This window comes from Gilvibacter sediminis, from assembly GCF_028561565.1.
In the GTDB taxonomy this organism is placed as follows: domain Bacteria; phylum Bacteroidota; class Bacteroidia; order Flavobacteriales; family Flavobacteriaceae; genus Gilvibacter; species Gilvibacter sediminis.
Genome location: NZ_JAQQTE010000019.1, coordinates 35,782 through 61,498, shown reverse-complemented (window position 1 = coordinate 61,498; position 25,717 = coordinate 35,782). Strand labels below are relative to the sequence as shown.

The window sequence follows — 25,717 nt, the reverse complement described above, 5'->3', positions numbered from 1 at the left end:
CCATGCGAATTCTATCCCTCTTGCTTGTATGCAGTATGATCTCTTGTAAGACCGAACCTGAAAAGATCTCTGCGGAGCTTATTGTTACTAACGCCAATATTTATACTGTAGATGACCAATTCCGCACAGCTAATGCTTTTGCGGTGGGAGAAGGCGGCGTCATTCTTGGCGTAGGAGCCGATTACGATATCACGGCTGAATTTGAAAGTGAAAACGTATACAACGCAGAAGGAAAGACCATAGTTCCTGGGCTTATTGATGCGCATGCGCACCTGCTTAATTTAGGGGTGGGGATGCAAGAAGTGGATTTGGTGGGTACAACTAGTGCCACCGATGTGATTGCTCGCGTCAAAGCCTTTCAGAAGGACAATCAACCTATTTTTCTAAGCGGACGCGGTTGGGACCAAAACGATTGGGAGGTCAAAGAATTTCCAACCAAGGAGCTCTTAGATGATGTGTTTCCTGATGTTCCTGTCGCTTTAAGACGTATTGACGGGCACGCTCTTTGGGTGAATTCCAAGGCCTTGGAAATGGCGGGAATCACTGCCGACACCAAAATGCCTGGAGGAGAAGTTATCCTTAAGAACGGAGCTCCCAGTGGAATCCTTGTCGATGCGCCCATGCGTTTGGTAGATGCTGTGCGCCCGGAGAAGAATGCTAATTTTTATATCAAGTCTTTGAAAGATGCAGAAGATTTTTGTTTGTCCTACGGACTTACTACAGTCAATGACGCTGGTTTGGATCGATATGTAATTGAGATGATCGATTCGTTGCAACAAGCGGGTGCGATGAAATTACGTCTCTATGCCATGGTCTCTAATGCTCCAGAGAATTTAGATCATTATTTGAATAACGGAATCATTAAGACGGACCGTCTCAATGTGCGTTCGGTAAAAGTATATGGTGATGGGGCTTTAGGTTCGCGTGGTGCTGCCATGCGCGCGCCATATTCCGATCAAGATGGACACTACGGAGCCATGATCACCACAGAGGAAGACCTTATGGCTTTGGCCAAGCGCATTCATGGCGCAGGCTACCAAATGAATACGCACGCTATTGGAGATTCTGCGAATATTGCCGTTTTACGCGCTTACTCAAACGTCCTAAAAGATCAAACCGATGCTCGTTGGAAGGTAGAGCATGCACAAGTTGTTAGCATTGCTGACTTTGATTATTTCTCCAAGAATATTATTCCATCGGTACAACCCACACATGCCACCAGTGATATGTATTGGGCAGAAGATCGGGTAGGGCCAGATCGTATTCAAGGGGCTTATTCTTTTAAGACCTTATTGGATAAAGCGGGATTGGTCGCTTTAGGAACTGATTTTCCAGTAGAACAAGTCAACCCCATGTTGACTTTCTACGCTGCCGTTGCCCGTCAAGATACCGCAGGATATCCCGATGGTGGATTCTTGCCGGAGCAAAAACTCAGCAGGGAAGAAGCCCTAAAAGGAATGACCATTTGGGCCGCTTATTCCAATTTTGAGGAAGAAGAGAAAGGAAGTATTGAAGTCGGGAAACTTGCCGATTTCACGGTGCTATCCGCAGACATCATGACTATTGAAGACGCTGAGATCCCAAATGTAGAGGCCTTACGCACCTACATCAACGGGGAATTGGTTTACGAGAAAAAATAAGGGCGATTACAGTCCGCCGTTAGCTTGAAGGTCTGCAATACAAAGCGGATCTAAAGGCGTAATGGCGTCTAAACTCTTCATTTTAAATACGCCTCCTTGAATCTCTGTTTGGAAGAACATCAAACAGTCCTCCACCACACAGTGACGGGTGTTGATAGGATCTTCGTGGTCTGAGGTCAAAGGTGTGCCTAAATTCACTAAGCCCAACAAATGCGCAAATTCGTGATTTAAGGTGGTGCTTTCCAAAGCGACACGTCCAGGCTCACCAGCTTCATCACTGAATTCACGAATGGTCTCTTCATAGATCACTAAGGACGTATTACGGTAAGCAGTTCCTAATGTTTTGCTGAATTGAGTGTCATTGATGTTGGCCCCGTCAGTAAAGAAAATAAATACCCCGAGTGTACTGCCTTGGTTGTAGACAGTTCTCACCTGATCTTCAATTTCTGCGATCTCAGCAGTACTGAATGGTTGCATCCCAATGGGGTCAATAGAGCGTTCCGTGATGGTAATGCCTCCAGGCTTATTGAGTCGTTCTTCTAAAAAGATGCGCAAATTATCTACGGTCGCTGCGCGAGGATTGAAGTTTTCCACAAAGACCAATTCAATATTGATCGCATCAAATTCAGTTCCTCCTAACAGGTCTGCAGCAGAGTCACCTACACTTAATAGGTTGCCTGCATTCGGGTTGGGTTCTTCAGTATCATCACCTCCCGAGGAATCGTCACTTTTACAGGATGAAAGGACAATAAAAGACATTAGGAGTAAATAAGGCAGGTATCTAAATAATTTCATCGATTTAATATTTTTCTTTGTGCGGTCAATGAATCAAATAAAAAATATTTGCATTGATCAACCGCTTTGCTTTCGCACAAAAAATTTAATTGAAACTGAAGTTATTCTGGCAATTAAATGTATTCGTGCTCATTTCATAGCGTGAATCTGTACTTTGCACAAAATTAAAGCATTTTTTTAATCTTATGAGAGCTGTTCTTTTTATAACGTTGGTTTGTAGTTTTTGTTTTTCGAGTCTGGCTCAGACCGATTCAGTCCAAAAACAAACCGTGAATTACTTAAAAATCAATGGAACCCAAAAGCAATATGAGGGTGCCTATGACCAAATGATCACTTTGATCAAATCTCAATTTAATGGACAAGGAGTACCCGAGTCCCACTGGTCAAAACTGGAAGAACAAAAAGAAGAACAAGTGGACGGTATTTTAAATATGTTGGCTTCTGTTTATCGAAGTTATTTTGAAGAGACAGACATTCAAAACCTCTATACACACTACAGCAGCTCACCTGAGGCGCAGCAGGCCAATCAAAGTACTTTTCTGAATTCCGCTACTGGGCAAAAATTGATTGCGGTGCAACAAAGCTTGATTCAGAACATCTCTGCCGCTTCCGAATCGTGGAGCCGTGATCTTTATATCGCTACTTTAGAGGAATTAAAAACGATGGGTTTTACGCCTAAACAGCAGTAAGTCGGGCTAGGTAATCAAAGTTTTCTCCCTCTTCAATCAGTTCAAAATGCAGTCCTGCCAATTGGGCCAGAATGCCAAAGGTCTCAGGGTCTAAATAAAGCCAGTAATAAGGCTCAGACTGTTGTCCTTTATAGTGTAAAACGCATTCCAGTTCTCCGTAATATTTTAAGTACTCCGGAACTTGCAAAACCCCTGCTTCGTCATAATCATACATGTATTGCAGGTCACTAGAATCAACGAGAATCTGTCCGTTGCGGGCTAATAAGGAGCCTAAATGTTCCAGCGCTTTTTTAGTCTGATCCAAGCGTCCAAAGAGTCCAGTGCCGTTCATCAGCAATAATAAGGTATCGAACTTTTCGTGTTCTAAATCGTAGATGGATTCACAGCGTGTTTGTTTTACGCCGCGGGCTTGGGCCACTTCAATATTGTCTGCGCTTATGTCTAAAGCGGTGACATTATGACCTTTCTTTTGCAGATATAAACTGTGCGAGCCAGCTCCGCAGCCAACGTCTAAAATTTTACCGCGTGCCAGTTCCAAGGCCTTTTGCTCAAGAAGAGGCATATCATCAAAATCACGGAACAAATGCTCTAAGGGCAAAACATCCTTTTCACTTATGGAGGTCTCGTTCCAGAGGTCTTCTGTATCTTTACCCGCAAAGTGGTCTTTTATGGCCTGGCCCATGAGGTCGGTTACACGCATCCGTAGAAATTATGAATAAGCAGCTCGAACAGCTGGCAGAAAAAGCCAAAGTTAACCATAAAGCGAACAAGAAATTCTTCGCCAAGCTCAAAAAGCGTCCGCCCAAGCAGTTGGACAGTCTAATGCAGGAGCTGCATGCCGATGAATTTACGCGAACCGATTGTTTGGAGTGTGCCAATTGTTGCAAGACTACGGGGCCTTTGTTTACCGATAAAGACATTGAACGTTTGGCCAAATTGTTTAAAATGAAGCAGCAACAATTCATTGAGACCTATTTGCGGATCGATGAAGACAACGACTATGTTTTGCAGTCCGTGCCCTGTCCTTTTTTAGGAGCCGATAACTACTGCAGCGTTTACGACCATCGTCCTAAGGCCTGTAGAGAGTTTCCGCATACAGATCGCAAAAAGTTTCAGCAGATCTCCAACTTAACTTTAAAGAATGTGGCCATTTGCCCAGCGGCTTACAACATAGTTGAGGAAATGAAAAAACGCTTGCACAACTACTCCTCGTAAAGCAAGTATTTAGCACGGATCTTTTTGAAAGCCTCAATCTCCGGTTGCCAGCTGGCACGTATTTCTTCTGCGCTCAAGCCTTGCTGAATTTGCTGTTGCAATAAGGGAGTGCCCGCGTGGGTAGTGAAATTGGCCGTATTGAAGAATTCGTCTTTTTTAGTGTGATCGCGATATGCTTGTACGATCCATTGCAGATCTACTTTGCTCAAATAAGGCTGCTGCCCCAAAAAGAAGCCGTTACATTCAGTACCTTGGTGTTTAGGGTATTTAGATCCAAAATTGGGTTGTGGCGTATACTGATAGGTGTATTTCTCCTTCGGTAAATAAGGCGATCCCAAGATCTGAAATTGATATTCGGTTCCGCGCCCTGCGTTGAGGTTGGTGCCTTCCGCAAGTCCTAAACTGGGATATAAATTAACCGCGATATAGTTCGGTAAATTGGGTGAGGGCCGTACCGGCAACCTATATTTAGAACGGTGGTTGTATGCTGTGTTTTTAATTACCGTTAAATCTGCCTTGATTCCGTCTTCTAACCAGCCTTCTCCGTTAACCATCAAAGCGTATTCGCCTATGGTCATTCCATACACCAAAGGGACAGTATGCATGCCTAAAAAGCCTGTATGCTCTTTAAGCATGGTAGGCCCGTCAATATAATGACCGTTGGGGTTGGGTCGGTCCAAAACAATTACTGGAACACCCGCCTGCGCCGCAGCTTCCATGACCAAACTCATGGTAGAGATGTAGGTGTAAAATCGCACGCCCACATCTTGGATGTCAAAAACAATGATGTCCACGTCAGACAATTGCTCTGGCTTTGGTTTTCTGTGTTTGCCGTGCAAGGACAGGAGCGGCAAACCGGTTTTGGTATCTACCCCATCTTTAACCGCTTCTCCGGCATCGGCTCGGCCTCTAAAACCGTGCTCCGGAGCAAATACCTTTACAATATTAATGCCTCTGGCAAGTAAGCTGTCCACTAAATGGGTCTGTGCTATTCTTGCCCGCATTAACGTATCGCCAGTAGCTGTGGTGGCCATGAACTCCAGATCCTTTTTTCCGTTATTGATGCCGCTCGTTTGGTTGGCAACTACAGCCACACGTTTGCCTTGTAGTAGTGGTAAATATTCTTCTGTTTGATTGGCTCCAGGGATTGGAGTGATCTGTGGCTTTGGATTTTGTTCTGGGCAGCAATCATCAGCTTCTTGCGATTTAGATCCGCAGGAACACATAACAATCAGAAGGAATAAAAGCGTATTTTTGAGACTTAGAACAGTCATAGATCTGGAGTGAATTTCGAATATTTTATAGCCCGCCGCATTGCGCGTTCCAAGGATCATAAAAGTAGCGTATCGGGTCCAATTATAAAAATAGCCATAGCTGCTATTGCCATTGGCACCATAGTGATGCTTATCGCAATTGCTACGGGTATTGGGCTGCAACGGAAGATCAAGGAAAAGGTCTCAGCCTTCCACGGCGATATCATCATCTCCAATTATGATACCAACTTTTCTTTTGATTCCCAGATTCCCATCAGCATCAATCAAGAGTTCTATCCGGAGTTCAATTTAGTTCCGGGAATACGGGATATTCAGGTCACGGCTTTAAAAGGAGGGGTGATCCGTACTGAGGAGACCTTTGAAGGTATTGTGGTCAAAGGAGTAGATGCCGATTATGACTTCTCTCATTTTGAGCAGTATCTCAAAGAAGGGCGTCTGCCGGATTACAGCGGTAGTTTAAATGCAGAAATTCTCATCTCAGAATACTTAGCCAATCGATTAGATCTTAAAATTGGAGACAAGGTGGCGACCTATTTTGTCAATAATGACAGCGAGCGCCCCACGCGAACCCGCGGCTTTGATCTGGTTGGAATTTACAACAGCGGCTTTCAGGAGTTCGACGAGCAATTCTTAGTGGCTGATATTCGACACATTCAGCGACTCAACAAATGGGAGCCGGATCAGATCGGGAGTTTTGAGGTCTTTGTGGAGGATTTTGATAAGTTGTCTGAAACTAGTGCAGCGGTTTATGAAAATATCGATTCCGAACTCAACGCCATCAGCATTAGAGAGAAATACTTCTCCATTTTTGAATGGCTGGACCTGTTTGATTTTAATATTTACCTCATTATTGGCATCATGATCGTGATTGCTGGTATCAACATGATTACGGCTCTTTGGGTGCTTATTTTAGAACGCACGCAAATGATAGGAACCTTAAAGGCTTTGGGGAGCACAGATTGGAGCATTCAAAAGGTGTTCTTGTACAACGCGGGATACATTATTCTTCGTGGTTTGTTTTGGGGGAATTTGATCGGTTTGGGGCTCATAGCAATTCAATGGCAATTTGGTGTTTTTGAATACCCAGATCCAGAGATCTACTATATGAAGGAGGCGCCGGTCTATCTCAATGCCTTTTATGTGTTGGCACTCAACACAGGTACTCTTGCTTTGTGTTTGTTGATGTTGTGGGGAGCTTCTTATACCGTTACCCGAATTGCTCCCATCAAGGCGATCCGTTTTCAATAGTCTTTCACGGAATTAACAAGGCCTTAGGGATTTAAAAACTGAGGGGTTTTGTACCTTTGCCCAGTCTTAAACACACAGATGGAATACGCAGAAAATATATTAGGAACCATTGGGAATACACCCTTGGTTAAGATCAATCACCTGGCTAAAGAGTTGCCTTGTTTGGTATTGGCAAAGTATGAAACTTTCAATCCCGGAAATTCGGTCAAAGACCGCATGGCACTGAAGATGGTAGAAGATGCTGAGGCCGATGGCCGCCTGCAACCGGGAGGCACTATCATTGAAGGGACTTCTGGTAATACAGGAATGGGCTTGGCCCTTGCCGCCGTCGTAAAAGGTTACAAAAGCATTTTTGTGACTACGGATAAGCAGTCCAAAGAAAAGGTAGATGTGCTTAAAGCCATGGGTGCTGAAGTGATCGTATGTCCTACGGATGTGGCGCCCGATGATCCGCGTTCTTACTATTCCGTGTCCAAGCGTTTGGGAGAAGAAACTCCGAATAGCTGGTATGTGAACCAATACGACAATCCTAGTAATGCGGTAGCGCATTACGAAAGCACAGGTCCAGAGATCTGGAAGCAAACCGACGGCAAGGTCACGCACTTTGTAGTAGGTGTGGGTACCGGCGGAACTATTTCTGGAGTCGGAAAGTATTTGAAAGAGCAAAATCCGAACGTAAAAGTTTGGGGCATCGATACCTACGGAAGCGTATTTAAAAAATACCACGAGACGGGGATCTTTGATGAAAAGGAGATCTATCCTTATGTGACCGAAGGGATTGGAGAGGACATCTTGCCAGAGAATGTTGACTTTGACGTCATAGACGGTTTTACCAAAGTCACCGATAAGGACGCAGCTGTTTACACCCAACTTCTGGCTAAAGTAGAAGGTATGTTCTTAGGGAACTCTGCCGGAGCTGCCATGAAAGGACTTTTACAGCTCAAGGATGAATTCAATGAAGACGATGTTGTAGTGGTTCTATTCCACGACCACGGAAGCCGTTATGTGGGCAAAATGTTCAATGACGATTGGATGCGTAAAATGGGCTATATCGAATAAGCTCTCCACTGAAAAAACACCAACCCTCGACCTAAAAATCGGGGGTTTTCTTATCTTGCATTAAGGCAGAAAGCTATGAAATGGGTCTATGATTTAAGGCATTATTTGGAACGGCGGGGATTCTACGTATCCTCGCGCTTGGCGGAGCGTTTAGGGATGCGAGCCAAAAGTGTTCGGTTGTTTTTTATCTACGTGAGTTTTGCGACACTCGGTGTGGGCTTCGCAATTTATCTAACCTTGGCTTTCTGGCTAAAATTAAAAGACTTAATTTACACCAAAAGGAGTTCAGTTTTCGATCTTTAAAAAGAACGGAGCTAAGCGTAAAATCTAAAGCTGCATGCCAAAAGTTACCTTGCTGACGCGTTACTTCAGATCTAAAATCAACATCGCCTTAGGCCTGTTGTTGGTTGTATTTGCAGCTGGTGTATTTGGGTTTAAATTTTATGCGGATTACAGTTGGATCGATGCGATCTACATGACCATCATCACCATAACAACTGTTGGATTTCAAGAGGTGCAACCCCTGGGACCCAGCGAGAAGATATTTACCTCGGTCTTGATCATATCCAGTATCTTTATTGTGGGATATGCAATCACCGTGATCTCTGAATACCTGCTGGGAAAAAGTAATATTGGCAACTTTACACAGAAAAGAGTGAAAAAACAGATCGAATCTTTAGAAGGACATGTCATTGTCTGTGGCTACGGGAGAAACGGGCGTCAAGCGGTTCAAAAGCTCCGCGCTTACAACCGTCCTTTTGTGGTTATTGAAATTGACGAGGAGATCGTGTCCAGAGCTTTGTTGGATGACGATATTCTTATGGTCTTAGGTAATGCTGATGAGGACGAGGTGCTTTATCAAGCAGGAATTGAAAATGCCTCAACGGTGATCTGTGCGCTGCCCAGCGATGCCGATAATCTATTCATCGTGCTTTCTGCACGACAGATCAATCCAAAACTGCGTATCATTAGCCGAGCCACAGAAGAGACCAGTTATAATAAACTCAAATTGGCTGGCGCTGACAATGTGATCATGCCCGATAAAATTGGGGGAGAGCATATGGCTTCTTTGGTGGTTGTTCCTGATTTGTTGGAGTTCTTAAATAACCTGACCGTTTCTGGAGAAGAGGATAGTATCAATGTAGAACAAGTATCCTTTGAGAAGATTTGTCCTGACGGGAAAGAAATGGCCATTAAAGATCTGGATCTACGCAAGCGAACCGGCTGTTCTATAATTGGATATAAATCCCCTAATGGTGAGTACATTGTGAATCCAGAACCGGAACTCGTCCTTCAAAAAGAGTCCAAACTCATCCTGATTGGTAGACCGCCTCAAATCGAGCGTTTAAAGGAGGTTTACAAGGTTTAAGCCCATACTTTTTAACGGCTAAAAATTTGAATTCGCTATTTTTTTTAGCATCTTGTGAGCTGGAAAAATCGCAAACTAAAACAATTCTTATGTACAAAAAAGTACTTCTGTTAGCATTAGCAGTATTATCACCCCTATTTTCCTTTGCCCAAGACGCTCAAGAAGCTGGTCTTGATGAAAAGATCAATGACGCGGTAATGCCTGCCGCGGTCTGGTGGGAAAACCTAGTTCTTACTACGGTTCCCGTGGGCGAATTCAACATCCCTGTAGTGGTGATTCTATTGGTAATAGGAGCAACTTTCTTTACAATTTATTTTAAAGTACCGAGTATTAGAAGATTCCCATTGGCGATCAATACGGTACGTGGAAAATACGATGACATTGAAGGCGCAGAAGGCCACGGTGTTGAAAAATCTGACGTAAACATAGTAGATGGCGATTTGCCCGATACCATTCGTGACGAAAGCGAGGAAGGAGAGGTTTCTCACTTCCAGGCTCTGGCAACTGCTGTTTCAGGAACCGTTGGTTTAGGAAACATTGCCGGGGTAGCTGTAGCGATCGCTTTGGGTGGTCCTGGAGCTACCTTTTGGATGATCGTTTGTGGTCTTATCGGGATGGCTACTAAGTTCGTTGAGTGTACCCTTGGCGTTAAGTACCGTGATGTGGGACCAGACGGAACCGTATACGGTGGACCGATGTACTACCTTTCTAAAGGATTGAAAGAGCGCAATATGGCTGGGCTTGGAAAAGTGTTGGCTGGAATCTTTGCGATTCTTTGCGTTGGAGCTTCTTTTGGAGGAGGTAATGCCTTCCAAGCGAATTTCTCTTATATCGACGACGCATTCGGACTGATCTTTAAAGGAGCCTTTACCCCAATGGCGGGACTTGGAGGTTTCCTTGGGGTACTGATCGTTGGATTCCAGCGCGCAGCTTTCTCTAATGAGGCAGGTGCAGGATCTGCAGCTATTGCGCACTCCGCAGTTAAAACAAAATATCCGGCCAGTGAAGGTGTTGTTGCCTTGTTGGAGCCTTTTATTGATACCGTAGTGATCTGTACCATGACTGCTTTGGTGATCATTTTCTTTAACATTGACGGAACCAACTTGCAGAGCGTATTTGAATACGGAGCTGTAGAAGGATCTAATGTAATTCTGAATGGAACCGGAGAGCAGCTCGGAGGTGTAGATTTAACTTCTAGAGCATTTGATTCGGTGATCCCTGGCTTCTCTTATGTGTTGACCATTGCGATCGTACTGTTCGCGTTTTCCACAATGATCTCTTGGTCTTACTACGGATTGCAATCTTGGAAATATTTATTCGGTAAGGGAAAAGCCGCCGATCTTACTTATAAAATCATGTTCCTATTGTTCGTGATCATTGGAGCTGCAGCTACTTTGGATGCGGTGATCAAATTCTCCGATGCGATGATTCTCGCCTTGGTATTCCCGAACATGATCGGACTCTTCTTCTTGTTCCCTAAGGTGCGAGAGGAAATGAAGAAATACCTGGACGCTATTAAAGGACTTAAATCTTCCAACTAGACGACCAGACTAACTTTTTTACTAATACCCCTATGCAAAACTATTTGACATGGGGGTATTTTTTTTGGCCAAAAGGCTATTGCTGTTTTACGCCAAGGACCGCGCTAGTGTTCTACTTTTTCTAACGTCCATATTGGGTGTCATTGCGCTAACACAAATACGTAGAATCTCTTATAATGATGAATCAATTGTCGCTATTGAGACCAATGAAGTTGCCTTGGCCCATATAGATTCGTCACGTCTTGTTGCAGCTCAGCCCAAACGCTACCGTTTTAACCCAAATTTTTTAAGTCCGTACAATGCATATCTCTGGGGAGTGAGCGACTCTTCTTTAACGGCCTTGGAAGAGTTTAGAGCAAAGAATCTTTGGTTGCGCTCTGCAGCTGACTTTCAAAGAGTTACTGGAGTTTCTGATTCTCTTTTAGGGGCAATGGCACCCTACTTTAAGTTTCCTGCCTGGACGCAGCAAGTACAGAAAGGCTCCAATTTTAATAGAACCATAATCAAAAAGGATCTCAATACAGCTAGTGTCGCAGCGCTTGATTCTGTTTATGGAATTGGTCCGGTCTTGGCGGGTCGAATACTCAATTTTAAAGAACGCTATGGAGCTTTTGGGGACAGCTTACAGTTGCGATTGATCTACGGACTCAAACCCAAAACACGAGCCGAGCTCTTAAGGCACTTTTTTATTTCGGAATCCGCAGTGCAGCCTCAATTCAATTTCAATGAGGTTTCTGCCGCAGATTTGGCAACGCTACCCGGGATCAACTTTGAAATGGCTAAGGAGTTGGTGATTTTCAGACGGTTACGCGGAAGGGTCTCGGAGCCTTCAGAATTGCTTAAGTTGAATGGTATTACTGAGGATTGGTTAGCGGGAATTGCCGTATATTTGCAATTCGATTAAAAGCCCGTTTGGGACTTTTTTTAAAACGAGAACTCAAACGTTTGAGTTCAGGAAAAACGAAAGCATTACAAGACCCATGAGCACTACTTATTTTACCGAAGAACACGATCTTTTTAGAGCCAGTCTCCGCGATTTCTTGCAGAAGGAAGTTGCGCCTCATATTGAAGCCTGGGAGGCCAGTGGAACTATTGACCGATCCATTTGGGGTAAAATGGGAGAGATGGGCTTTTTTGGGATTGCCTATCCGGAAGCTTACGGAGGCATGGGCTTAGATTTCTTTTACACCGTGATCTTTCTAGAGGAATTGCAACGCGTACAATCTGGTGGTTTTGCAGCCGCTATGTGGGCGCATGCTTATTTGGCTATGACGCACCTCAATGCGGAAGGAAACGAAGAACAAAAGCAACACTACCTAGCCAAAAGTATTACGGGTGAAATGATAGGGTGTTTATGTGTTACTGAACCTTTTGGAGGGTCTGACGTTTCTGGAATGCGTTCTACCGCCGTAAAGCAGGGTGATCATTATATATTGAATGGATCCAAGACCTTCATTACTAATGGGGTGTACAGCGATTATTTGATCGTTGCAGCCAAGACCGATCCGTCTTTAGGGAATAAAGGGATCAGCATGTTTATTGTTGATCGCGATTGGGATGGAGTAGCAGCTACTAAATTAGATAAGCTGGGATGGCGTGCTAGCGATACCGGTGAGATCTCCTTTACCGATGTCAAAATTCCTGCTACGCATCTTTTGGCAGAAGAAAACAAAGGTTTTCAATACATCATGCAGCACTTTGCCAGCGAGCGATTGATCATGGGAATCAATGCCCACGCGCGCTCAGAATGGGCTATTGAATACACCATTCAATATATGAAAGACCGCAAGGCCTTTGGAAAGAGCATTTCTGAGTTTCAAGCCTTGCGTCACAAAATTGCACAACTGGCCTCTGAGGTAGAAGTGTGTAAAACCTTCAACTATGCCATTGCTAAACGCTTGGGTGACGGCGAATACGTCGTGAAAGAAGCCAGTATGTCCAAACTGATCTCTACCAAGATCGCCGATGAGGTAGCCTATGACTGTTTACAGATGTTAGGTGGATACGGCTATATGGAAGAATATCCAATGGCACGTTTGTTGCGTGACAGCAGACTGGGCCCTATTGGTGGCGGTACTTCTGAAATTTTACGTGAAATTATCGCAAAAATGGTCATTGACGGTAAAGAGTACAAGCCGGCAACATAAGCGACAAACATTTTTGCGAAGATGCCCAAAGGCATCGCAAAAATGGTCATTGACGGTAAAGAGTACAAGCCGGCAACATAAGCGACAAACATTTTTGCGAAGATGCCCAATGGCATCGCAAAAATGGTCATTGACGGTAAAGAGTACAAGCCGGCAACATAAGCGACAAACATTTTTGCGAAGATGCCCAATGGCATCGCAAAAATGGTCATTGACGGTAAAGAGTACAAGCTGGCAACATAAGCGACAAAAATTTTTGCGAAGATGCCCAATGGCATCGCAAAAATGGTCATTGACGGCAAAGAGTACAAACCAGCTACATAGTTCGCTGATTTATGTAACTTTGAGCTACAATAGGTCTCCCTTGGATTAAATTGGAGATTTAAACCTACATGCATGCAGCTCAATCTATTTAAAAAATTACTTTTTGCAGGTGTCTTCTTGGCCTGCGGATTTACTTACGCACAACAAGAGAAAGTACTCAATGGAAAGATCGTGGATTTTGCCACTTTCATGCCTATTGAGAGCGCCAGTGTCTATGTTCAGGATTCCTATATCGGGACGGTGAGCAATAGTGATGGAAAATTCTCTTTGGTGGTTCCGCCTAAGCACGTCAATGATACCTTGGTAATATCATCCATCGGATTCAAGAGTTTTAAAACAGCCATCGCAGATTTTGATCCTGCAGAAGATATCTTTTTAGAAGAAGACATTGCCTCCTTAGACGAAGTAGTTGTCGTGGCAGACCCAAGACCCACTACGGGAAACGATATTGTGATTCGTGCCTTGGAGCGTTTACCTCGTAATTTGCCAGACAGCTCATACATCCAAAAAGGATTCTTAAGACATAAAGAACGCAATCAGATCGAATACAAATGGCTTATTGAAAGTGCCATCAGCCTCTATGATTCCACCTATGTGGCAGGAGGCTCAGAATACCTCAAAGTCAATGTGGATGAAAACAGAAAGAGCTACGATCTTCGAGACGTAGATAGTTTGTTCACATATTACTCCTATCTGCGTGATGAAAAAGGAATGCGCATAAAAGCGGATAATTTGAGACGCGACACTATTAAAACGGCTTCATTGGTAGAAGCCATTAAGTGGAACGACAACCGCGTGAACGGTTTAGGGAATCTCTTCAATGGGAAGCTCAATATGGTGCGCAATGCTGGAGATCGTTTTGCGATCTTAGGCGATAAAATGTTAGAGCGCCATCAATTTACGTTGGATACTGTTTTGGTAGACGATGGGCGAAAGGTTTACAAGATCAGAATTGAGAAGGGCTCTGATTACGTCGGACTCAATACTCCAGGTATCTACAATGAAGGATTTGAGCCTAAGGGGTGGATCTATATCGACTGGAAAACCTATGCCATAAAACGCATTGAATACGAACTCATTGCTGCCTCTGATGCGCAGCGTAGACGTTCTAAAAGTTTGTTTGGTACTACGCTAAATCACAAGTTGGTGATCACTTACAAAGAGTTCGAGGATAAATGGTACCCCAACTACATCTATTACGAGACGCCTAAACTGGTTAACATTGGGAATCGTTCCTCAGATCAGCAGGAGAAAACTGCAGAACAGATCAAAAAGGAGCGGGAGGAGCAATTCTACTATACCGTTCAAGAGATTGTCTTTACGGAGATCATTCGAGACGATATGGTCATTGCGCAGGCGCTGAGTGAAGAGTGGTCTGATGATATCTTTATCCCTAGACCCTATAACCAAGCCTTCTGGAAGACCTATAATGTACTTTTAGAGAGCGAGGAAGAGGAGAAGCTCATCCGCGATCTCAGTACACGAGCATCACTCTTCAAGGAATAATTTTAAAAAGAAGTTGCAGATATAAAAATTAACTTTCTATCTTTGCATCCGCAAAAGAGAGGAGGTGATGACACTATGTTAATTATACCAGTTAAAGACGGAGAAAATATTGATAGAGCGCTAAAGCGTTTCAAGCGTAAGTTTGACAGAACAGGAACTATGCGTGCACTACGTTCACGTCAGCAGTTTACTAAACCTTCTGTAAAGCGCAGAGCGCAAATCCAAAAAGCGCAATACATCCAACATCTTAGAGATCAGGAAGAGATCTAGATCGTTAGGATCACCACATAAACAATCCGCTGGAAAGTGTACCTTTACATTATTCAGCGGATTTTTTATGGCCTTTACCGAATTCATTGCCTACCTCAGTCTGGAGAAGAAATACTCCCAGCACACTCTTACCGCTTATGCGAGAGATCTAGAAGCCTTCGCGTTGTTCTTGGAAGCTGAGTATGGTCAGCAAGATTTTGAAACAGTACATTATCCGCAAATAAGGAGTTGGATCGTTTCCTTGGTGGATGCTGGAATATCCAACAGGTCTGTAAACCGCAAGGTTGCTTCCTTAAAAGCTTATTACAAGTTTCTCCTAAAAACGGGAACCATTAGCGTGTCTCCCTTAGCACAACACAAGGCGTTAAAAACTCCCAAGAAACTGCAGGTGCCGTTTTCACAATCGGAGATCGCCGCCACTATTGAAGCTTTGAACAACCAAGATGGATTTGAAAGTGTACGAGATAAATTGATCGTGAGCCTGTTTTACGCCACAGGGATGCGACGCAGTGAACTCATCAACCTCAAGGTGTCTGACATAGATTTTGGACAAGCAGCGGTCAAGGTATTGGGAAAACGCAACAAGGAGCGTATTGTGCCGCTTTTGCCTGGGGTACTCCATGATCTGAAATCCTATTTGGATGGAGAGCGCTGCGAAGTTGTAAATCAGGCAGATACGCCTTGGCTCTTTCTCACCTCCAAGGGTGCTAAATTATACGAAACGCTTGTGTACCGAATTATAAATTCGTACTTTAGTATGACGTCCTCCAAGGTAAAGAAAAGCCCGCATATTTTGCGGCATTCCTTTGCAACCCATTTATTGAACGAAGGTGCAGACCTCAATGCTGTGAAAGAACTACTCGGGCACGCCAGTTTGGCTTCCACCCAGGTCTACACACACAACAGTGTGGCAGAATTGAAGAAAATTCACAGTAAGGCGCATCCGCGGAATAAATCATAGAGGGCAAATATTTGTCTAACTTAAATTACCCGTGTATGAAAGTTAATGTGCAAACTCCAAACTTTGACGCAGACATCAAGCTTATTGAATTCATCAAAAAGCGTTTGTCAAAACTCGAAACTTTTTACGACAAGATCATCTTTGCTGATGTGTTTTTGAAAGTGCAAAACACTAGCCAAAAGGAGAATAAGATCGTTGAGGTCTTATTGAGTATCCCGGGAGATGATGTCATTGTGAAAAAGGAGTGTAGGAAATTTGAAGAAGGGATTGACGAATGTGCAAATTCTTTAGAGCGCCAGCTCAAAAAGAGAAAGCAAAAACAACGAGCCTATCTTTAGGGTAAATTTTCTCAAAAAGTTTTTTCTAAAAGAAAATTATTATACATTTGCAGTCCGTTAGAAATAGCGGACTTTTTTTTGATCAAAAAGGAAGTATAAAAGCGCCGATGTAGCTCAGCTGGCTAGAGCAGCTGATTTGTAATCAGCAGGTCGTGGGTTCGAGTCCCTCCATCGGCTCTTAAGTTCTTTAAAATCGATGTTTTAGAGCTATCGGGGAGATACTCAAGCGGCCAACGAGGACAGACTGTAAATCTGTTGGTTTTTACCTTCGCAGGTTCGAATCCTGCTCTCCCCACTTTATTTTTTGAAAGTCGGCGTCAAAAGCTCGCTTTTGTAAGCCGACAAAAAAATAAAGATGGTTCACCACCGAGGATCAGCGAGCGCAAGTGAGCTAATCCGAATGGTGAAACATGAAAGTGTTTCAAAAGGATCAGCGAACGCAAGTGAGCTAATCCGAATGGTGAAACATGAAAGTGTTTCTTGAGGGTTTTAACGAGGCATAAGCTGAGTAATCCGAATGGTGAAACATGAAAGTGTTTCTCGAGGAGTTTAATGAGGCGACGGCCTGGTAAACTTTAAGGAAAGCACAGCGCAAAATAAAGTCGCAATGAAAACTCATTTTGCTTGTTTTATTTCTAGTAAAATTTCATTAATTTTGCAGCACTAAAATTTCGACGTACTGAAAACCAATCTTGCACAGCAAGAAAAAACGCGGGAGTAGCTCAGTTGGTAGAGCGTCAGCCTTCCAAGCTGAATGTCGCCGGTTCGAACCCGGTCTCCCGCTCAAAAGTCAAGCCGAAATCGCATCTTCACTAGAGGGTGCGATTTTTGCTGTACTTATCGGTCAGTAAAACGACAGGTAAGGCAGGCGGGGCTAGACGGCCCAACCCGCATAAGCCGATGTAGCTCAGGGGTAGAGCGTTTCCTTGGTAAGGAAGAGGTCACGGGTTCAATTCCCGTCATTGGCTCTAAGTAGTTTGAAAGAACTGCTTCTTTGGATTAGTCAGCAGGATACAATGAGTATCGGGTGGTCTTAATTCAATAGCAAACAAGAATTTGAACACTAATATAATTAAGATTAAAAATTAATAAACATGGCAAAGGAAACTTTTGATCGTTCCAAACCGCACTTAAACATCGGTACTATTGGACACGTTGATCACGGGAAAACTACCCTTACTGCCGCTATTACAACTGTACTAGCCAACGCAGGATTGTCTGAGTTGCGTTCTTTCGACTCTATCGATAACGCTCCAGAAGAAAAAGAAAGAGGTATTACTATTAACACCTCTCACGTAGAGTATCAGACGGCTAACCGTCACTACGCACACGTTGACTGTCCAGGTCACGCCGACTACGTTAAGAACATGGTAACTGGTGCTGCACAAATGGACGGTGCTATCCTTGTAGTAGCTGCTACAGATGGTCCTATGCCACAAACACGTGAGCACATCCTTCTTGGACGTCAGGTAGGTATTCCACGTATCGTTGTATTCATGAATAAAGTGGATATGGTAGACGACGAAGAGTTACTTGAACTAGTTGAGATGGAGATCCGTGACCTATTGAGCTTCTACGAGTATGACGGAGACAACGGTCCTGTTATCGCTGGTTCTGCTCTTGGCGCACTTAACGGTGAGCAAAAGTGGGTTGACACTGTAATGGAGCTTATGGAAGCTGTAGACAATTGGATTGAGCTACCTAAGCGTGATGTAGATAAAGACTTCTTGATGCCAATCGAGGATGTATTCTCTATTACTGGTCGTGGTACTGTTGCTACGGGTCGTATCGAGACTGGAGTTGCCAACACTGGTGACGCTGTAGACATCATCGGAATGGGAGCTGAGAAATTGTCTTCTACTATTACTGGTGTTGAGATGTTCCGTAAGATCCTAGATCGCGGTGAAGCTGGTGATAACGTTGGTATCCTTCTACGTGGTATTGAAAAGACTGAGATCAAAAGAGGTATGGTAATCTGTAAGCCAGGTTCTGTAACTCCTCACGCTAAATTCAAAGCCGAGGTTTATATCCTTAAGAAAGAAGAAGGTGGACGTCACACTCCATTCCACAACAACTACCGTCCTCAGTTCTACGTACGTACAACTGACGTAACTGGAAACATTGTACTTCCTGATGGTGTTGAGATGGTAATGCCAGGTGATAACCTTACCATTACTGTTGATTTGATTCAACCTATCGCACTTAACGTTGGATTGCGTTTCGCTATCCGTGAAGGTGGTAGAACTGTTGGAGCTGGTCAGGTTACTGAAATCATCGACTAAGTACACAGTAGATAAACATAAATAAGTCAAAGGTGTCCCGTTTTCGCGGTACACCTTGACTTTTATCTACGGGTTTAGCTCAGTTGGTAGAGCACTGGTCTCCAAAACCAGGTGTCGGGAGTTCGAGTCTCTCAACCCGTGCAAAACACAAGAACAATGATAGAATATATTAAAGAGTCGTATAACGAGCTAAGAAATCACGTGACTTGGACACCTTTATCTGAGGCTCAACGACTTACTGTTATTGTTGCGGTTTTTTCTGTTGTACTGGCATTGGCCACTTGGGGAGTAGACACAGTCTTCTCTGGAGTGATCGAGCAGTACTTTAAACTAATCAAGGGATAAACGCTGCAGAATGACAGAAACAAAGAGTACTAAGAAGTGGTATGTTGTTCGTTCGGTTAGCGGACAAGAGAACAAGATCAAGAACTACATCGAGAGTGAAGTAGTGCGCTTGAATCTGCAAGACTATATCGAGCAAGTTCTAGTTCCAACCGAAAAGGTTATTCAGATCCGCAACGGGAAAAAGATAAGTAAAGAACGTGTGTACTTTCCGGGATATATCATTATCAATGCAAATCTTGCAGGAGAGGTACCACACATTATAAAATCCATCAACGGTGTTATTGGTTTCTTAGGAGAGACCAAAGGGGGAGACCCAGTGCCGTTAAGACAGTCTGAAGTGAACAGAATGTTAGGTAAGGTAGACGAATTGGCTATCGAAGATGAAAACCTAAACATTCCTTATGTAGTAGGAGAGACTGTAAAAGTGATCGATGGTCCTTTCAACGGATTCAACGGAACCGTAGAGAAGATCAACGAAGAAAAACGCAAGCTAGAAGTTATGGTGAAGATCTTCGGACGTAAGACGCCACTAGAGCTCAGCTATATGCAAGTAGAAAAAATTTAGTAAAAAACTGTTACGCGAATAAAGTGATTCTTCCGGAGCTTCCAACTGTGAAGGATCGACCTAAAATGTAAACAATGGCAAAAGAAGTAGATAAAGTCGTAAAGTTACAGGTTCGAGGTGGAGCGGCTAACCCGTCACCACCAGTAGGACCCGCTTTAGGTGCCGCAGGTGTTAACATCATGGAGTTCTGCAAGCAATTCAACGGTAGAACTCAAGATAAGCAAGGTAAAGTATTGCCTGTTGTGATTACGGTTTATAAGGACAAATCTTTCGAGTTTGTAATTAAGACCCCTCCAGCAGCTGTACAGATCCTTGAGGCAGCCAAAGTCAAAAAAGGCTCTGGTGAACCACACGTGCGTAAAGTAGCCACAATTTCCTGGGATCAGGTGAAAACTATTGCAGAAGATAAAATGCCGGATTTAAACGCATTTACAATCGAGTCTGCCATGAAAATGGTAGCTGGTACTGCACGATCTATGGGAGTTAAAATCAAAGGGGCAGCCCCTTTTTAATGATTTAAAGAAAACAGATCATGGCAAAATTGACCAAAAAGCAAAAGGAAGCTCGCGCAAAAGTAGACGTTAATAAGGACTACAGTTTGACGGAAGCTTCTGCTTTAATAAAAGAGATCACCAACGTGAACTTTGACGCCTCTGTAGATCTTGCAGTTCGTTTGAATGTTGACCCTCGTAAAGCTAACCAAATGGTTCGCGGGGTAGTAACACTTCCACACGGTACGGGTAAAGATGTAAAAGTATTGGCCTTGGTTACTCCAGATAAGGAGGCCGAAGCTACTGCTGCAGGAGCTGATTTCGTTGGTTTAGACGAATACCTCGATAAGATTAAAGGAGGATGGACAGATGTTGACGTAATTGTTACCATGCCAAGCGTAATGGGTAAGTTAGGACCACTAGGACGTATTCTAGGACCTCGTGGACTTATGCCAAACCCAAAGACTGGTACAGTGACAATGGACGTTGCTAAAGCGGTGCAAGATGTGAAAGGTGGTAAGATCGACTTTAAAGTTGAGAAGACCGGTATCGTTCACGCTGCGATTGGAAAGTCGTCTTTCGACGCTGAGAAGATCGCTGGAAACGCCCGCGAATTAATAACCACTTTAGTAAAGTTAAAGCCTCAAGCGGCCAAAGGTGTATATATCAAGAGTATTTACATGTCCAGTACTATGAGTCCTGGAGTAAGTATCGACACCAAGAGATTTGCTGAGTAGTAAAACCCAAAGACAATGACAAGAGAAGAAAAATCACAAGTTATTCAGGATTTGACTGCACAGCTGGCTGAGAACTCCGTAGTTTATCTAGCGGACATCTCAGGTTTGGACGCAGGAACTACAACCAACTTGAGACGCGCTTGTTTTAAAGCGGGAGTTAAGTTGTCTGTAGTAAAGAACACTTTGCTTGAAAAAGCAATGGAGAGCAGTGACAAGGACTTTGGAGAATTAACGGGTGTGCTTAAAGGCAACACTTCATTGATGTTCTCTGAGACTGGAAACGCTCCAGCTAAAGTGATCAAGGAGTTCCGTAAAAAAGCGGAGCGTCCAATCCTTAAAGGTGCTTTCATCGAAGAAGCAGTTTTCATTGGCGACGACCAATTGGATGCTCTCGTTGAGATCAAATCTAAAGAGGAGCTTATTGGCGATATCATCGGATTGTTGCAATCGCCTGCTAAGAATGTTATCTCTGCTCTTAAATCGAGCGGTGGAACCATTGCAGGAATTGTTAAGACACTTTCTGAGCGCGAAGGATAAGCACAACAAGAAAAATCAAACACTTAGAATACAATTTTATTAAAACGATAGAAAATGGCAGATTTAAAAGAATTCGCAGAACAATTAGTTAACCTTACTGTAAAAGAGGTAAACGAGTTAGCTGACATCCTTAAAGAGGAGTACGGTATTGAGCCTGCTGCTGCAGCTGTAGCTGTTGCTGCTGGTGGTGGTGCCGGAGGTGGAGACGCCGCTGAAGAGCAAACTGAATTCGACGTAATCCTTAAAGCCGCTGGAGGTTCTAAACTAGCTGTAGTAAAACTAGTTAAAGAATTGACAGGTGCTGGTCTTAAAGACGCTAAGGAACTAGTTGATAACGCTCCTTCACCAATCAAAGAAGGTGTAGCTAAAGACGAAGCTGAAGCACTAAAAGCTCAGTTAGAAGAAGCTGGCGCTGAGGTTGAGCTTAAGTAAGCTCCCGGCAGTTAGCCAACCCTAAGGTTTAGGCCTTCCCGATTGCCGGGATGGGCCTAAACCATTTTGCGTATATAAAGGTTCGATATTAAAACCTTTGCGCACCCTAGTTTTTTGTTAATTAAATTCCGTTCGTAGATGTCCGCAACGAAAACTGAAAGATTGAATTTCTCTTCTGTGCAAAACAAGCCGGATTATCCAGACTTCCTGGACATTCAGGTAAAATCCTTCCAAGATTTTTTCCAGTTAGAGACCAAATCAGAAGAACGAGGAAACGAAGGTTTGTACAACACCTTCATGGAAAACTTTCCAATTACAGATACCCGCAATCAATTTGTACTGGAATTTTTAGACTACTTCGTTGATCCGCCACGCTACTCGATTTTAGAGTGTATTGAGCGCGGATTGACCTACAGCGTTCCTCTAAAGGCCCGCTTAAAATTATACTGTACCGATCCGGAGCACGAAGATTTTGAAACCATCGTGCAAGATGTATACCTGGGAACTATCCCGTATATGACTCCATCTGGAACTTTTTGTATCAACGGTGCTGAACGTGTAGTTGTTTCTCAGCTTCACCGTTCACCAGGGGTGTTCTTTGGACAGTCCTTCCACGCCAATGGTACCAAATTGTACTCGGCACGTGTGATCCCATTCAAAGGATCATGGATTGAATTTGCGACCGATATCAACAGCGTAATGTACGCCTATATCGATCGTAAAAAGAAATTACCAGTAACTACACTTTTCCGCGCCATCGGTTTTGAGCGCGATAAAGATATCTTAGAGATCTTTGACCTTGCAGAAGAGGTAAAGGCTACAAAAACTGGACTTAAGAAATACATGGATCGCAAGCTAGCGGCGCGTGTACTTAAGACCTGGCACGAAGATTTCGTAGATGAAGATACTGGAGAGGTGGTATCAATCGAGAGAAACGAGATCGTTTTGGATCGTGATACTATCCTTGAAAAAGAACATATTGACGTAATTCTTGAGTCCGGAAGTAAGACCATCTTACTTCACAAAGAAGATAATCAGCAGGCGGACTACGCGATTATCCACAACACTTTACAAAAGGACCCTACCAACTCTGAAAAAGAAGCGGTAGAGCACATTTACCGTCAATTGCGTAACGCTGAACCGCCCGATGAAGAGACCGCTCGCGGAATCATCAACAAGTTGTTCTTCTCTGACCAGAGATACAACTTGGGTGAGGTAGGACGTTACCGAATGAACAAAAAACTCGGTTTGGATATCGACATGGACAAGCAAGTGCTTACCAAAGAAGATATCATTACCATCATCAAGTATTTGATTGAATTGATCAACTCTAAAGCGGAGATCGATGATATCGACCACTTGTCTAACCGTCGTGTACGTACCGTAGGAGAGCAGCTTTCTTCTCAATTTGGAGTAGGTTTGGCTCGTATGGCTCGTACTATTCGTGAGCGTATGAACGTTCGTGACAACGAGGTATTTACTCCGATCGACTTGATCAACGCGAAGACACTTTCTTCTGTGATCAATTCCTTCTTTGGAACCAACCAGTTGTCTCAGTTCATGGACCAGACCAACCCACTAGCGGAGATCACGCACAAGCGTCGTCTTTCTGCACTAGGGCCTGGAGGTCTATCTCGTGAGCGCGCCGGTTTTGAGGTTCGAGACGTACACTACACCCACTACGGGCGTCTGTGTCCTATTGAAACTCCTGAAGGTCCAAACATTGGACTGATCTCTTCACTTTCTGTGTACGCCAAGGTGAATAACCTCGGATTCATTGAAACTCCATACCGCAAAGTAGAGAACGGTAAAGTTGACTTAAAGTCAGAACCGATCTACCTATCTGCAGAAGAGGAAGAAGAGAAACTAATTGCTCAGGCAAACATTCCGCTTAAGAAAGACGGAACTATTGATAACGATCGTGTAATTGCTCGTATGGAAGGTGACTTCCCAGTAGTAGACCCTAAAGAGGTACACTACACGGATGTGGCGCCAAACCAGATCTCTTCGATCTCGGCTTCGCTTATTCCTTTCTTGGAGCACGATGATGCGAACCGTGCCTTGATGGGATCTAACATGATGCGTCAGGCGGTACCGCTTCTAATCGCAGATTCTCCAATTGTGGGAACTGGATTGGAGCGTCAAGTAGCGTCGGATTCACGAGTATTGATCAATGCAGAAGGAGACGGAGTTGTTGAATATGTGGACTCTCGTGAGATCACCATTAAATATGACCGCAACGACGTAGAGCGTTTGGTAAGCTTTGATGGAGATTCTAAGACCTATCAGTTGATCAAATTCCGCAAGACCAACCAGAGTACTTCGATCAACCTAAAACCAATCGTTCGCAAAGGGGACCGAGTGGCTAAAGGACAAGTGCTTTGTCAAGGTTATGCAACAGAAGACGGAGAATTGGCACTAGGACGTAACATGAAAGTGGCTTTTATGCCATGGAAGGGTTACAACTTTGAGGATGCGATTGTGATCTCAGAAAAAGTGGTGCGTGAAGATATCTTTACCTCTATCCACATTGATGAGTACTCTCTAGAAGTTCGCGATACCAAATTAGGTAACGAAGAATTGACTAGTGATATCCCTAACGTATCAGAAGAGGCTACTAAAGACTTGGACGAGCACGGTATGATCCGCGTTGGTGCAGAGGTGAAGCCTGGTGATATCCTAATTGGAAAGATCACTCCAAAAGGAGAGAGCGATCCAACTCCGGAAGAAAAACTACTACGCGCCATCTTTGGTGACAAAGCAGGTGATGTAAAAGATGCTTCTTTGAAAGCTTCTCCTTCACTTAGCGGGGTAGTAATTGACAAAAAACTATTTGCACGCGCTATTAAAGACAAGCGCAAACGGGCTAAAGATAAAGAAGACATCAACGAGCTTGAATTGAAGTACGAGACTAAGTTCTCTGCTTTGAAAGATGTGCTAGTTGAGAAGCTCTTTGAGATCGTGGGTGGTAAAACTGCTCAAGGTGTAATGAATGACTTGGGTGAAGAGATCTTCCCTAAAGGAAAGAAATACACCCTTAAGATGCTTAACGCTGTAGACGATTATACGCACCTTACGCAAGGAACGTGGACTACAGATAAGGACACCAATAAATTGGTTGCCGAGTTGTTGCACAACTACAAGATCAAAGAGAATGACCTACAGGGTAACCTAAGACGTGAGAAGTTCACCATCTCTGTTGGAGATGAGCTTCCATCTGGAATCTTGAAATTGGCTAAAGTTTACATCGCTAAGAAACGTAAGCTTAAAGTAGGTGATAAGATGGCAGGACGTCACGGTAACAAAGGTATTGTTGCACGTATTGTACGTGAAGAGGATATGCCATTCCTTGAAGACGGTACTCCTGTAGATATCGTACTAAACCCACTTGGGGTACCATCGCGTATGAACATCGGACAGATCTACGAAACGGTACTAGGATGGGCTGGTCAGAAATTGGGTCGCAAGTTTGCTACTCCGATCTTTGACGGTGCTACACTAGACCAGATCAACGAATTGACCGATGAGGCAGGTATTCCACGATTCGGACACACCTATCTATATGACGGTGGAACCGGAGAGCGTTTTGATCAGCCGGCAACAGTTGGTGTGATCTACATGCTTAAGTTGGGTCACATGGTCGATGACAAGATGCACGCCCGTTCAATTGGACCTTACTCGCTCATTACGCAGCAACCACTTGGTGGTAAGGCACAATTTGGAGGTCAGCGTTTTGGAGAAATGGAGGTTTGGGCGCTCGAAGCATACGGAGCATCCAGCACCTTGCGCGAAATTCTAACGGTTAAATCCGATGACGTTATCGGACGTGCCAAGACTTATGAAGCTATCGTGAAAGGCGAAAGCATGCCAGAACCTGGTCTGCCAGAGTCATTCAACGTATTGATGCATGAATTGAAAGGTCTTGGATTGGATATCCGTTTAGAAGAGTAAT

General features: G+C 43.9%; 25 protein-coding genes and 5 tRNA genes. 27 read left to right on the top strand and 3 right to left on the bottom strand.

Annotated features, from left to right (window positions below):
- The first annotated feature begins 2 nt into the window (after positions 1-2).
- Entirely contained in the window at positions 3-1,640 is a 1,638-nt protein-coding gene (locus POW22_RS10595) for an amidohydrolase (RefSeq protein WP_272832638.1), read from the top strand.
- 6 nt (positions 1,641-1,646) lie between these two features.
- On the opposite strand, the gene POW22_RS10590 is transcribed toward POW22_RS10595, so the two are convergent.
- Positions 1,647-2,435: a membrane metalloprotease gene (locus tag POW22_RS10590; protein ID WP_272832637.1), complete on the bottom strand. Its 789-nt coding sequence runs from the start codon at positions 2,433-2,435 to the stop codon at positions 1,647-1,649.
- 269 nt (positions 2,436-2,704) lie between these two features.
- On the opposite strand from POW22_RS10590, the gene POW22_RS10585 reads away from it, so the two are divergent.
- Positions 2,705-3,124, top strand: coding sequence for a DUF2059 domain-containing protein (locus tag POW22_RS10585; protein ID WP_272832636.1), 420 nt, complete (start codon positions 2,705-2,707; stop codon positions 3,122-3,124).
- On the opposite strand, the gene POW22_RS10580 is transcribed toward POW22_RS10585, so the two are convergent.
- A complete protein-coding gene (locus POW22_RS10580) occupies positions 3,111-3,824 on the bottom strand; it encodes a class I SAM-dependent methyltransferase (protein WP_272832635.1) in 714 nt (237 codons plus the stop codon). The genes POW22_RS10585 and POW22_RS10580 overlap by 14 nt on opposite strands.
- Positions 3,825-3,835: 11 nt before the next feature.
- Between POW22_RS10580 and POW22_RS10575 the strand changes: the two genes are divergently transcribed.
- Complete coding sequence (locus POW22_RS10575) at positions 3,836-4,339, top strand: YkgJ family cysteine cluster protein (protein WP_272832633.1); 504 nt, start codon at positions 3,836-3,838, stop codon at positions 4,337-4,339.
- Here the strand turns inward: POW22_RS10575 and POW22_RS10570 are convergent.
- The gene (locus tag POW22_RS10570) at positions 4,327-5,613 is read right to left on the bottom strand and encodes an exo-beta-N-acetylmuramidase NamZ family protein (RefSeq protein ID WP_272832632.1); all 1,287 of its coding nucleotides are present in this window, start codon (positions 5,611-5,613) and stop codon (positions 4,327-4,329) included. The genes POW22_RS10575 and POW22_RS10570 overlap by 13 nt on opposite strands.
- A 9-nt stretch (positions 5,614-5,622) precedes the next feature.
- On the opposite strand from POW22_RS10570, the gene POW22_RS10565 reads away from it, so the two are divergent.
- From POW22_RS10565 to rpoB, 24 genes are all read left to right on the top strand, one after another.
- Positions 5,623-6,861 (top strand): ABC transporter permease, encoded by a 1,239-nt coding sequence (locus POW22_RS10565; protein ID WP_272832631.1) that lies wholly within the window; start codon positions 5,623-5,625, stop codon positions 6,859-6,861.
- Between the two features lie 78 nt (positions 6,862-6,939).
- Positions 6,940-7,920, top strand: a complete 981-nt coding sequence (locus POW22_RS10560) for a PLP-dependent cysteine synthase family protein (protein WP_272832630.1) — start codon at positions 6,940-6,942, stop codon at positions 7,918-7,920.
- A gap of 75 nt (positions 7,921-7,995) precedes the next feature.
- A complete protein-coding gene (locus POW22_RS10555) occupies positions 7,996-8,223 on the top strand; it encodes a PspC domain-containing protein (RefSeq protein ID WP_272832629.1) in 228 nt (75 codons plus the stop codon).
- A gap of 34 nt (positions 8,224-8,257) precedes the next feature.
- A complete protein-coding gene (locus POW22_RS10550; RefSeq protein WP_272832628.1) occupies positions 8,258-9,289 on the top strand; it encodes a potassium channel family protein in 1,032 nt (343 codons plus the stop codon).
- A gap of 89 nt (positions 9,290-9,378) precedes the next feature.
- The gene (locus POW22_RS10545; RefSeq protein ID WP_272832627.1) at positions 9,379-10,830 is read left to right on the top strand and encodes an alanine/glycine:cation symporter family protein; all 1,452 of its coding nucleotides are present in this window, start codon (positions 9,379-9,381) and stop codon (positions 10,828-10,830) included.
- 49 nt (positions 10,831-10,879) lie between these two features.
- Positions 10,880-11,734: a helix-hairpin-helix domain-containing protein gene (locus tag POW22_RS10540; protein ID WP_272832626.1), complete on the top strand. Its 855-nt coding sequence runs from the start codon at positions 10,880-10,882 to the stop codon at positions 11,732-11,734.
- A gap of 76 nt (positions 11,735-11,810) precedes the next feature.
- Positions 11,811-12,977 (top strand): acyl-CoA dehydrogenase family protein, encoded by a 1,167-nt coding sequence (locus tag POW22_RS10535; RefSeq protein WP_272832625.1) that lies wholly within the window; start codon positions 11,811-11,813, stop codon positions 12,975-12,977.
- A gap of 396 nt (positions 12,978-13,373) precedes the next feature.
- Entirely contained in the window at positions 13,374-14,807 is a 1,434-nt protein-coding gene (locus tag POW22_RS10530) for a carboxypeptidase-like regulatory domain-containing protein (protein WP_272832624.1), read from the top strand.
- A 75-nt stretch (positions 14,808-14,882) separates the two neighbouring features.
- Positions 14,883-15,077, top strand: a complete 195-nt coding sequence (gene rpsU, locus POW22_RS10525) for a 30S ribosomal protein S21 (RefSeq protein WP_087523086.1) — start codon at positions 14,883-14,885, stop codon at positions 15,075-15,077.
- Between the two features lie 67 nt (positions 15,078-15,144).
- Positions 15,145-16,038, top strand: a complete 894-nt coding sequence (locus POW22_RS10520; RefSeq protein ID WP_272832623.1) for a tyrosine-type recombinase/integrase — start codon at positions 15,145-15,147, stop codon at positions 16,036-16,038.
- 35 nt (positions 16,039-16,073) lie between these two features.
- Entirely contained in the window at positions 16,074-16,376 is a 303-nt protein-coding gene (gene hpf, locus POW22_RS10515) for a ribosome hibernation-promoting factor, HPF/YfiA family (protein ID WP_272832622.1), read from the top strand.
- Between the two features lie 103 nt (positions 16,377-16,479).
- Positions 16,480-16,553: transfer RNA gene (locus POW22_RS10510), tRNA-Thr, on the top strand.
- A gap of 35 nt (positions 16,554-16,588) precedes the next feature.
- Positions 16,589-16,671: transfer RNA gene (locus tag POW22_RS10505), tRNA-Tyr, on the top strand.
- Positions 16,672-17,087: 416 nt separating this feature from the next.
- Positions 17,088-17,160 (top strand) — tRNA-Gly (locus POW22_RS10500).
- A 112-nt stretch (positions 17,161-17,272) separates the two neighbouring features.
- Positions 17,273-17,344 (top strand) — tRNA-Thr (locus POW22_RS10495).
- Between the two features lie 126 nt (positions 17,345-17,470).
- Positions 17,471-18,658 carry an elongation factor Tu gene (gene tuf, locus POW22_RS10490; protein WP_272832621.1) on the top strand — a complete coding sequence of 396 codons (1,188 nt, stop codon included), beginning with the start codon at positions 17,471-17,473 and terminating at the stop codon, positions 18,656-18,658.
- 68 nt (positions 18,659-18,726) lie between these two features.
- A tRNA-Trp gene (locus POW22_RS10485) sits at positions 18,727-18,799 on the top strand.
- 15 nt (positions 18,800-18,814) lie between these two features.
- Positions 18,815-19,003 carry a preprotein translocase subunit SecE gene (secE, locus tag POW22_RS10480; RefSeq protein ID WP_087523082.1) on the top strand — a complete coding sequence of 63 codons (189 nt, stop codon included), beginning with the start codon at positions 18,815-18,817 and terminating at the stop codon, positions 19,001-19,003.
- Positions 19,004-19,013: 10 nt separating this feature from the next.
- On the top strand, positions 19,014-19,568 hold the full coding sequence (gene nusG / locus POW22_RS10475) for a transcription termination/antitermination protein NusG (protein WP_272832620.1): 555 nt from the start codon (positions 19,014-19,016) through the stop codon (positions 19,566-19,568).
- A 74-nt stretch (positions 19,569-19,642) separates the two neighbouring features.
- Entirely contained in the window at positions 19,643-20,080 is a 438-nt protein-coding gene (rplK, locus tag POW22_RS10470) for a 50S ribosomal protein L11 (protein ID WP_272832619.1), read from the top strand.
- Positions 20,081-20,100: 20 nt separating this feature from the next.
- Positions 20,101-20,796, top strand: a complete 696-nt coding sequence (gene rplA / locus POW22_RS10465) for a 50S ribosomal protein L1 (RefSeq protein ID WP_272832618.1) — start codon at positions 20,101-20,103, stop codon at positions 20,794-20,796.
- Positions 20,797-20,811: 15 nt separating this feature from the next.
- Positions 20,812-21,333: a 50S ribosomal protein L10 gene (rplJ, locus tag POW22_RS10460; RefSeq protein ID WP_272832617.1), complete on the top strand. Its 522-nt coding sequence runs from the start codon at positions 20,812-20,814 to the stop codon at positions 21,331-21,333.
- A 54-nt stretch (positions 21,334-21,387) separates the two neighbouring features.
- A complete protein-coding gene (gene rplL / locus POW22_RS10455) occupies positions 21,388-21,765 on the top strand; it encodes a 50S ribosomal protein L7/L12 (protein WP_272832616.1) in 378 nt (125 codons plus the stop codon).
- A gap of 138 nt (positions 21,766-21,903) precedes the next feature.
- Positions 21,904-25,716, top strand: a complete 3,813-nt coding sequence (gene rpoB / locus POW22_RS10450; RefSeq protein ID WP_272832615.1) for a DNA-directed RNA polymerase subunit beta — start codon at positions 21,904-21,906, stop codon at positions 25,714-25,716.
- The last annotated feature ends 1 nt before the right edge of the window (position 25,717 follow it).

Bases quoted from the DNA above. Each gene is read 5' to 3' on its own strand.
- POW22_RS10595 (WP_272832638.1), top strand. From the start codon at position 3: ATGCGAATTCTATCCCTCTTGCTTGTATGCAGTATGATCTCTTGTAAG.
- POW22_RS10540 (WP_272832626.1), top strand. From the start codon at position 10,880: ATGGGGGTATTTTTTTTGGCCAAAAGGCTATTGCTGTTTTACGCCAAG.
- secE (WP_087523082.1), top strand. From the start codon at position 18,815: ATGATAGAATATATTAAAGAGTCGTATAACGAGCTAAGAAATCACGTG.
- POW22_RS10575 (WP_272832633.1), top strand. From the start codon at position 3,836: ATGAATAAGCAGCTCGAACAGCTGGCAGAAAAAGCCAAAGTTAACCAT.
- POW22_RS10550 (WP_272832628.1), top strand. From the start codon at position 8,258: ATGCCAAAAGTTACCTTGCTGACGCGTTACTTCAGATCTAAAATCAAC.
- POW22_RS10580 (WP_272832635.1), bottom strand. From the start codon at position 3,824: ATGCGTGTAACCGACCTCATGGGCCAGGCCATAAAAGACCACTTTGCG.
- rplJ (WP_272832617.1), top strand. From the start codon at position 20,812: ATGACAAGAGAAGAAAAATCACAAGTTATTCAGGATTTGACTGCACAG.
- rpoB (WP_272832615.1), top strand. From the start codon at position 21,904: ATGTCCGCAACGAAAACTGAAAGATTGAATTTCTCTTCTGTGCAAAAC.
- POW22_RS10560 (WP_272832630.1), top strand. From the start codon at position 6,940: ATGGAATACGCAGAAAATATATTAGGAACCATTGGGAATACACCCTTG.
- POW22_RS10520 (WP_272832623.1), top strand. From the start codon at position 15,145: ATGGCCTTTACCGAATTCATTGCCTACCTCAGTCTGGAGAAGAAATAC.
- POW22_RS10570 (WP_272832632.1), bottom strand. From the start codon at position 5,613: ATGACTGTTCTAAGTCTCAAAAATACGCTTTTATTCCTTCTGATTGTT.
- rplA (WP_272832618.1), top strand. From the start codon at position 20,101: ATGGCAAAATTGACCAAAAAGCAAAAGGAAGCTCGCGCAAAAGTAGAC.
- tuf (WP_272832621.1), top strand. From the start codon at position 17,471: ATGGCAAAGGAAACTTTTGATCGTTCCAAACCGCACTTAAACATCGGT.
- hpf (WP_272832622.1), top strand. From the start codon at position 16,074: ATGAAAGTTAATGTGCAAACTCCAAACTTTGACGCAGACATCAAGCTT.
- rplK (WP_272832619.1), top strand. From the start codon at position 19,643: ATGGCAAAAGAAGTAGATAAAGTCGTAAAGTTACAGGTTCGAGGTGGA.
- POW22_RS10555 (WP_272832629.1), top strand. From the start codon at position 7,996: ATGAAATGGGTCTATGATTTAAGGCATTATTTGGAACGGCGGGGATTC.
- nusG (WP_272832620.1), top strand. From the start codon at position 19,014: ATGACAGAAACAAAGAGTACTAAGAAGTGGTATGTTGTTCGTTCGGTT.
- POW22_RS10530 (WP_272832624.1), top strand. From the start codon at position 13,374: ATGCAGCTCAATCTATTTAAAAAATTACTTTTTGCAGGTGTCTTCTTG.
- POW22_RS10590 (WP_272832637.1), bottom strand. From the start codon at position 2,435: ATGAAATTATTTAGATACCTGCCTTATTTACTCCTAATGTCTTTTATT.
- rpsU (WP_087523086.1), top strand. From the start codon at position 14,883: ATGTTAATTATACCAGTTAAAGACGGAGAAAATATTGATAGAGCGCTA.
- POW22_RS10545 (WP_272832627.1), top strand. From the start codon at position 9,379: ATGTACAAAAAAGTACTTCTGTTAGCATTAGCAGTATTATCACCCCTA.
- POW22_RS10535 (WP_272832625.1), top strand. From the start codon at position 11,811: ATGAGCACTACTTATTTTACCGAAGAACACGATCTTTTTAGAGCCAGT.
- rplL (WP_272832616.1), top strand. From the start codon at position 21,388: ATGGCAGATTTAAAAGAATTCGCAGAACAATTAGTTAACCTTACTGTA.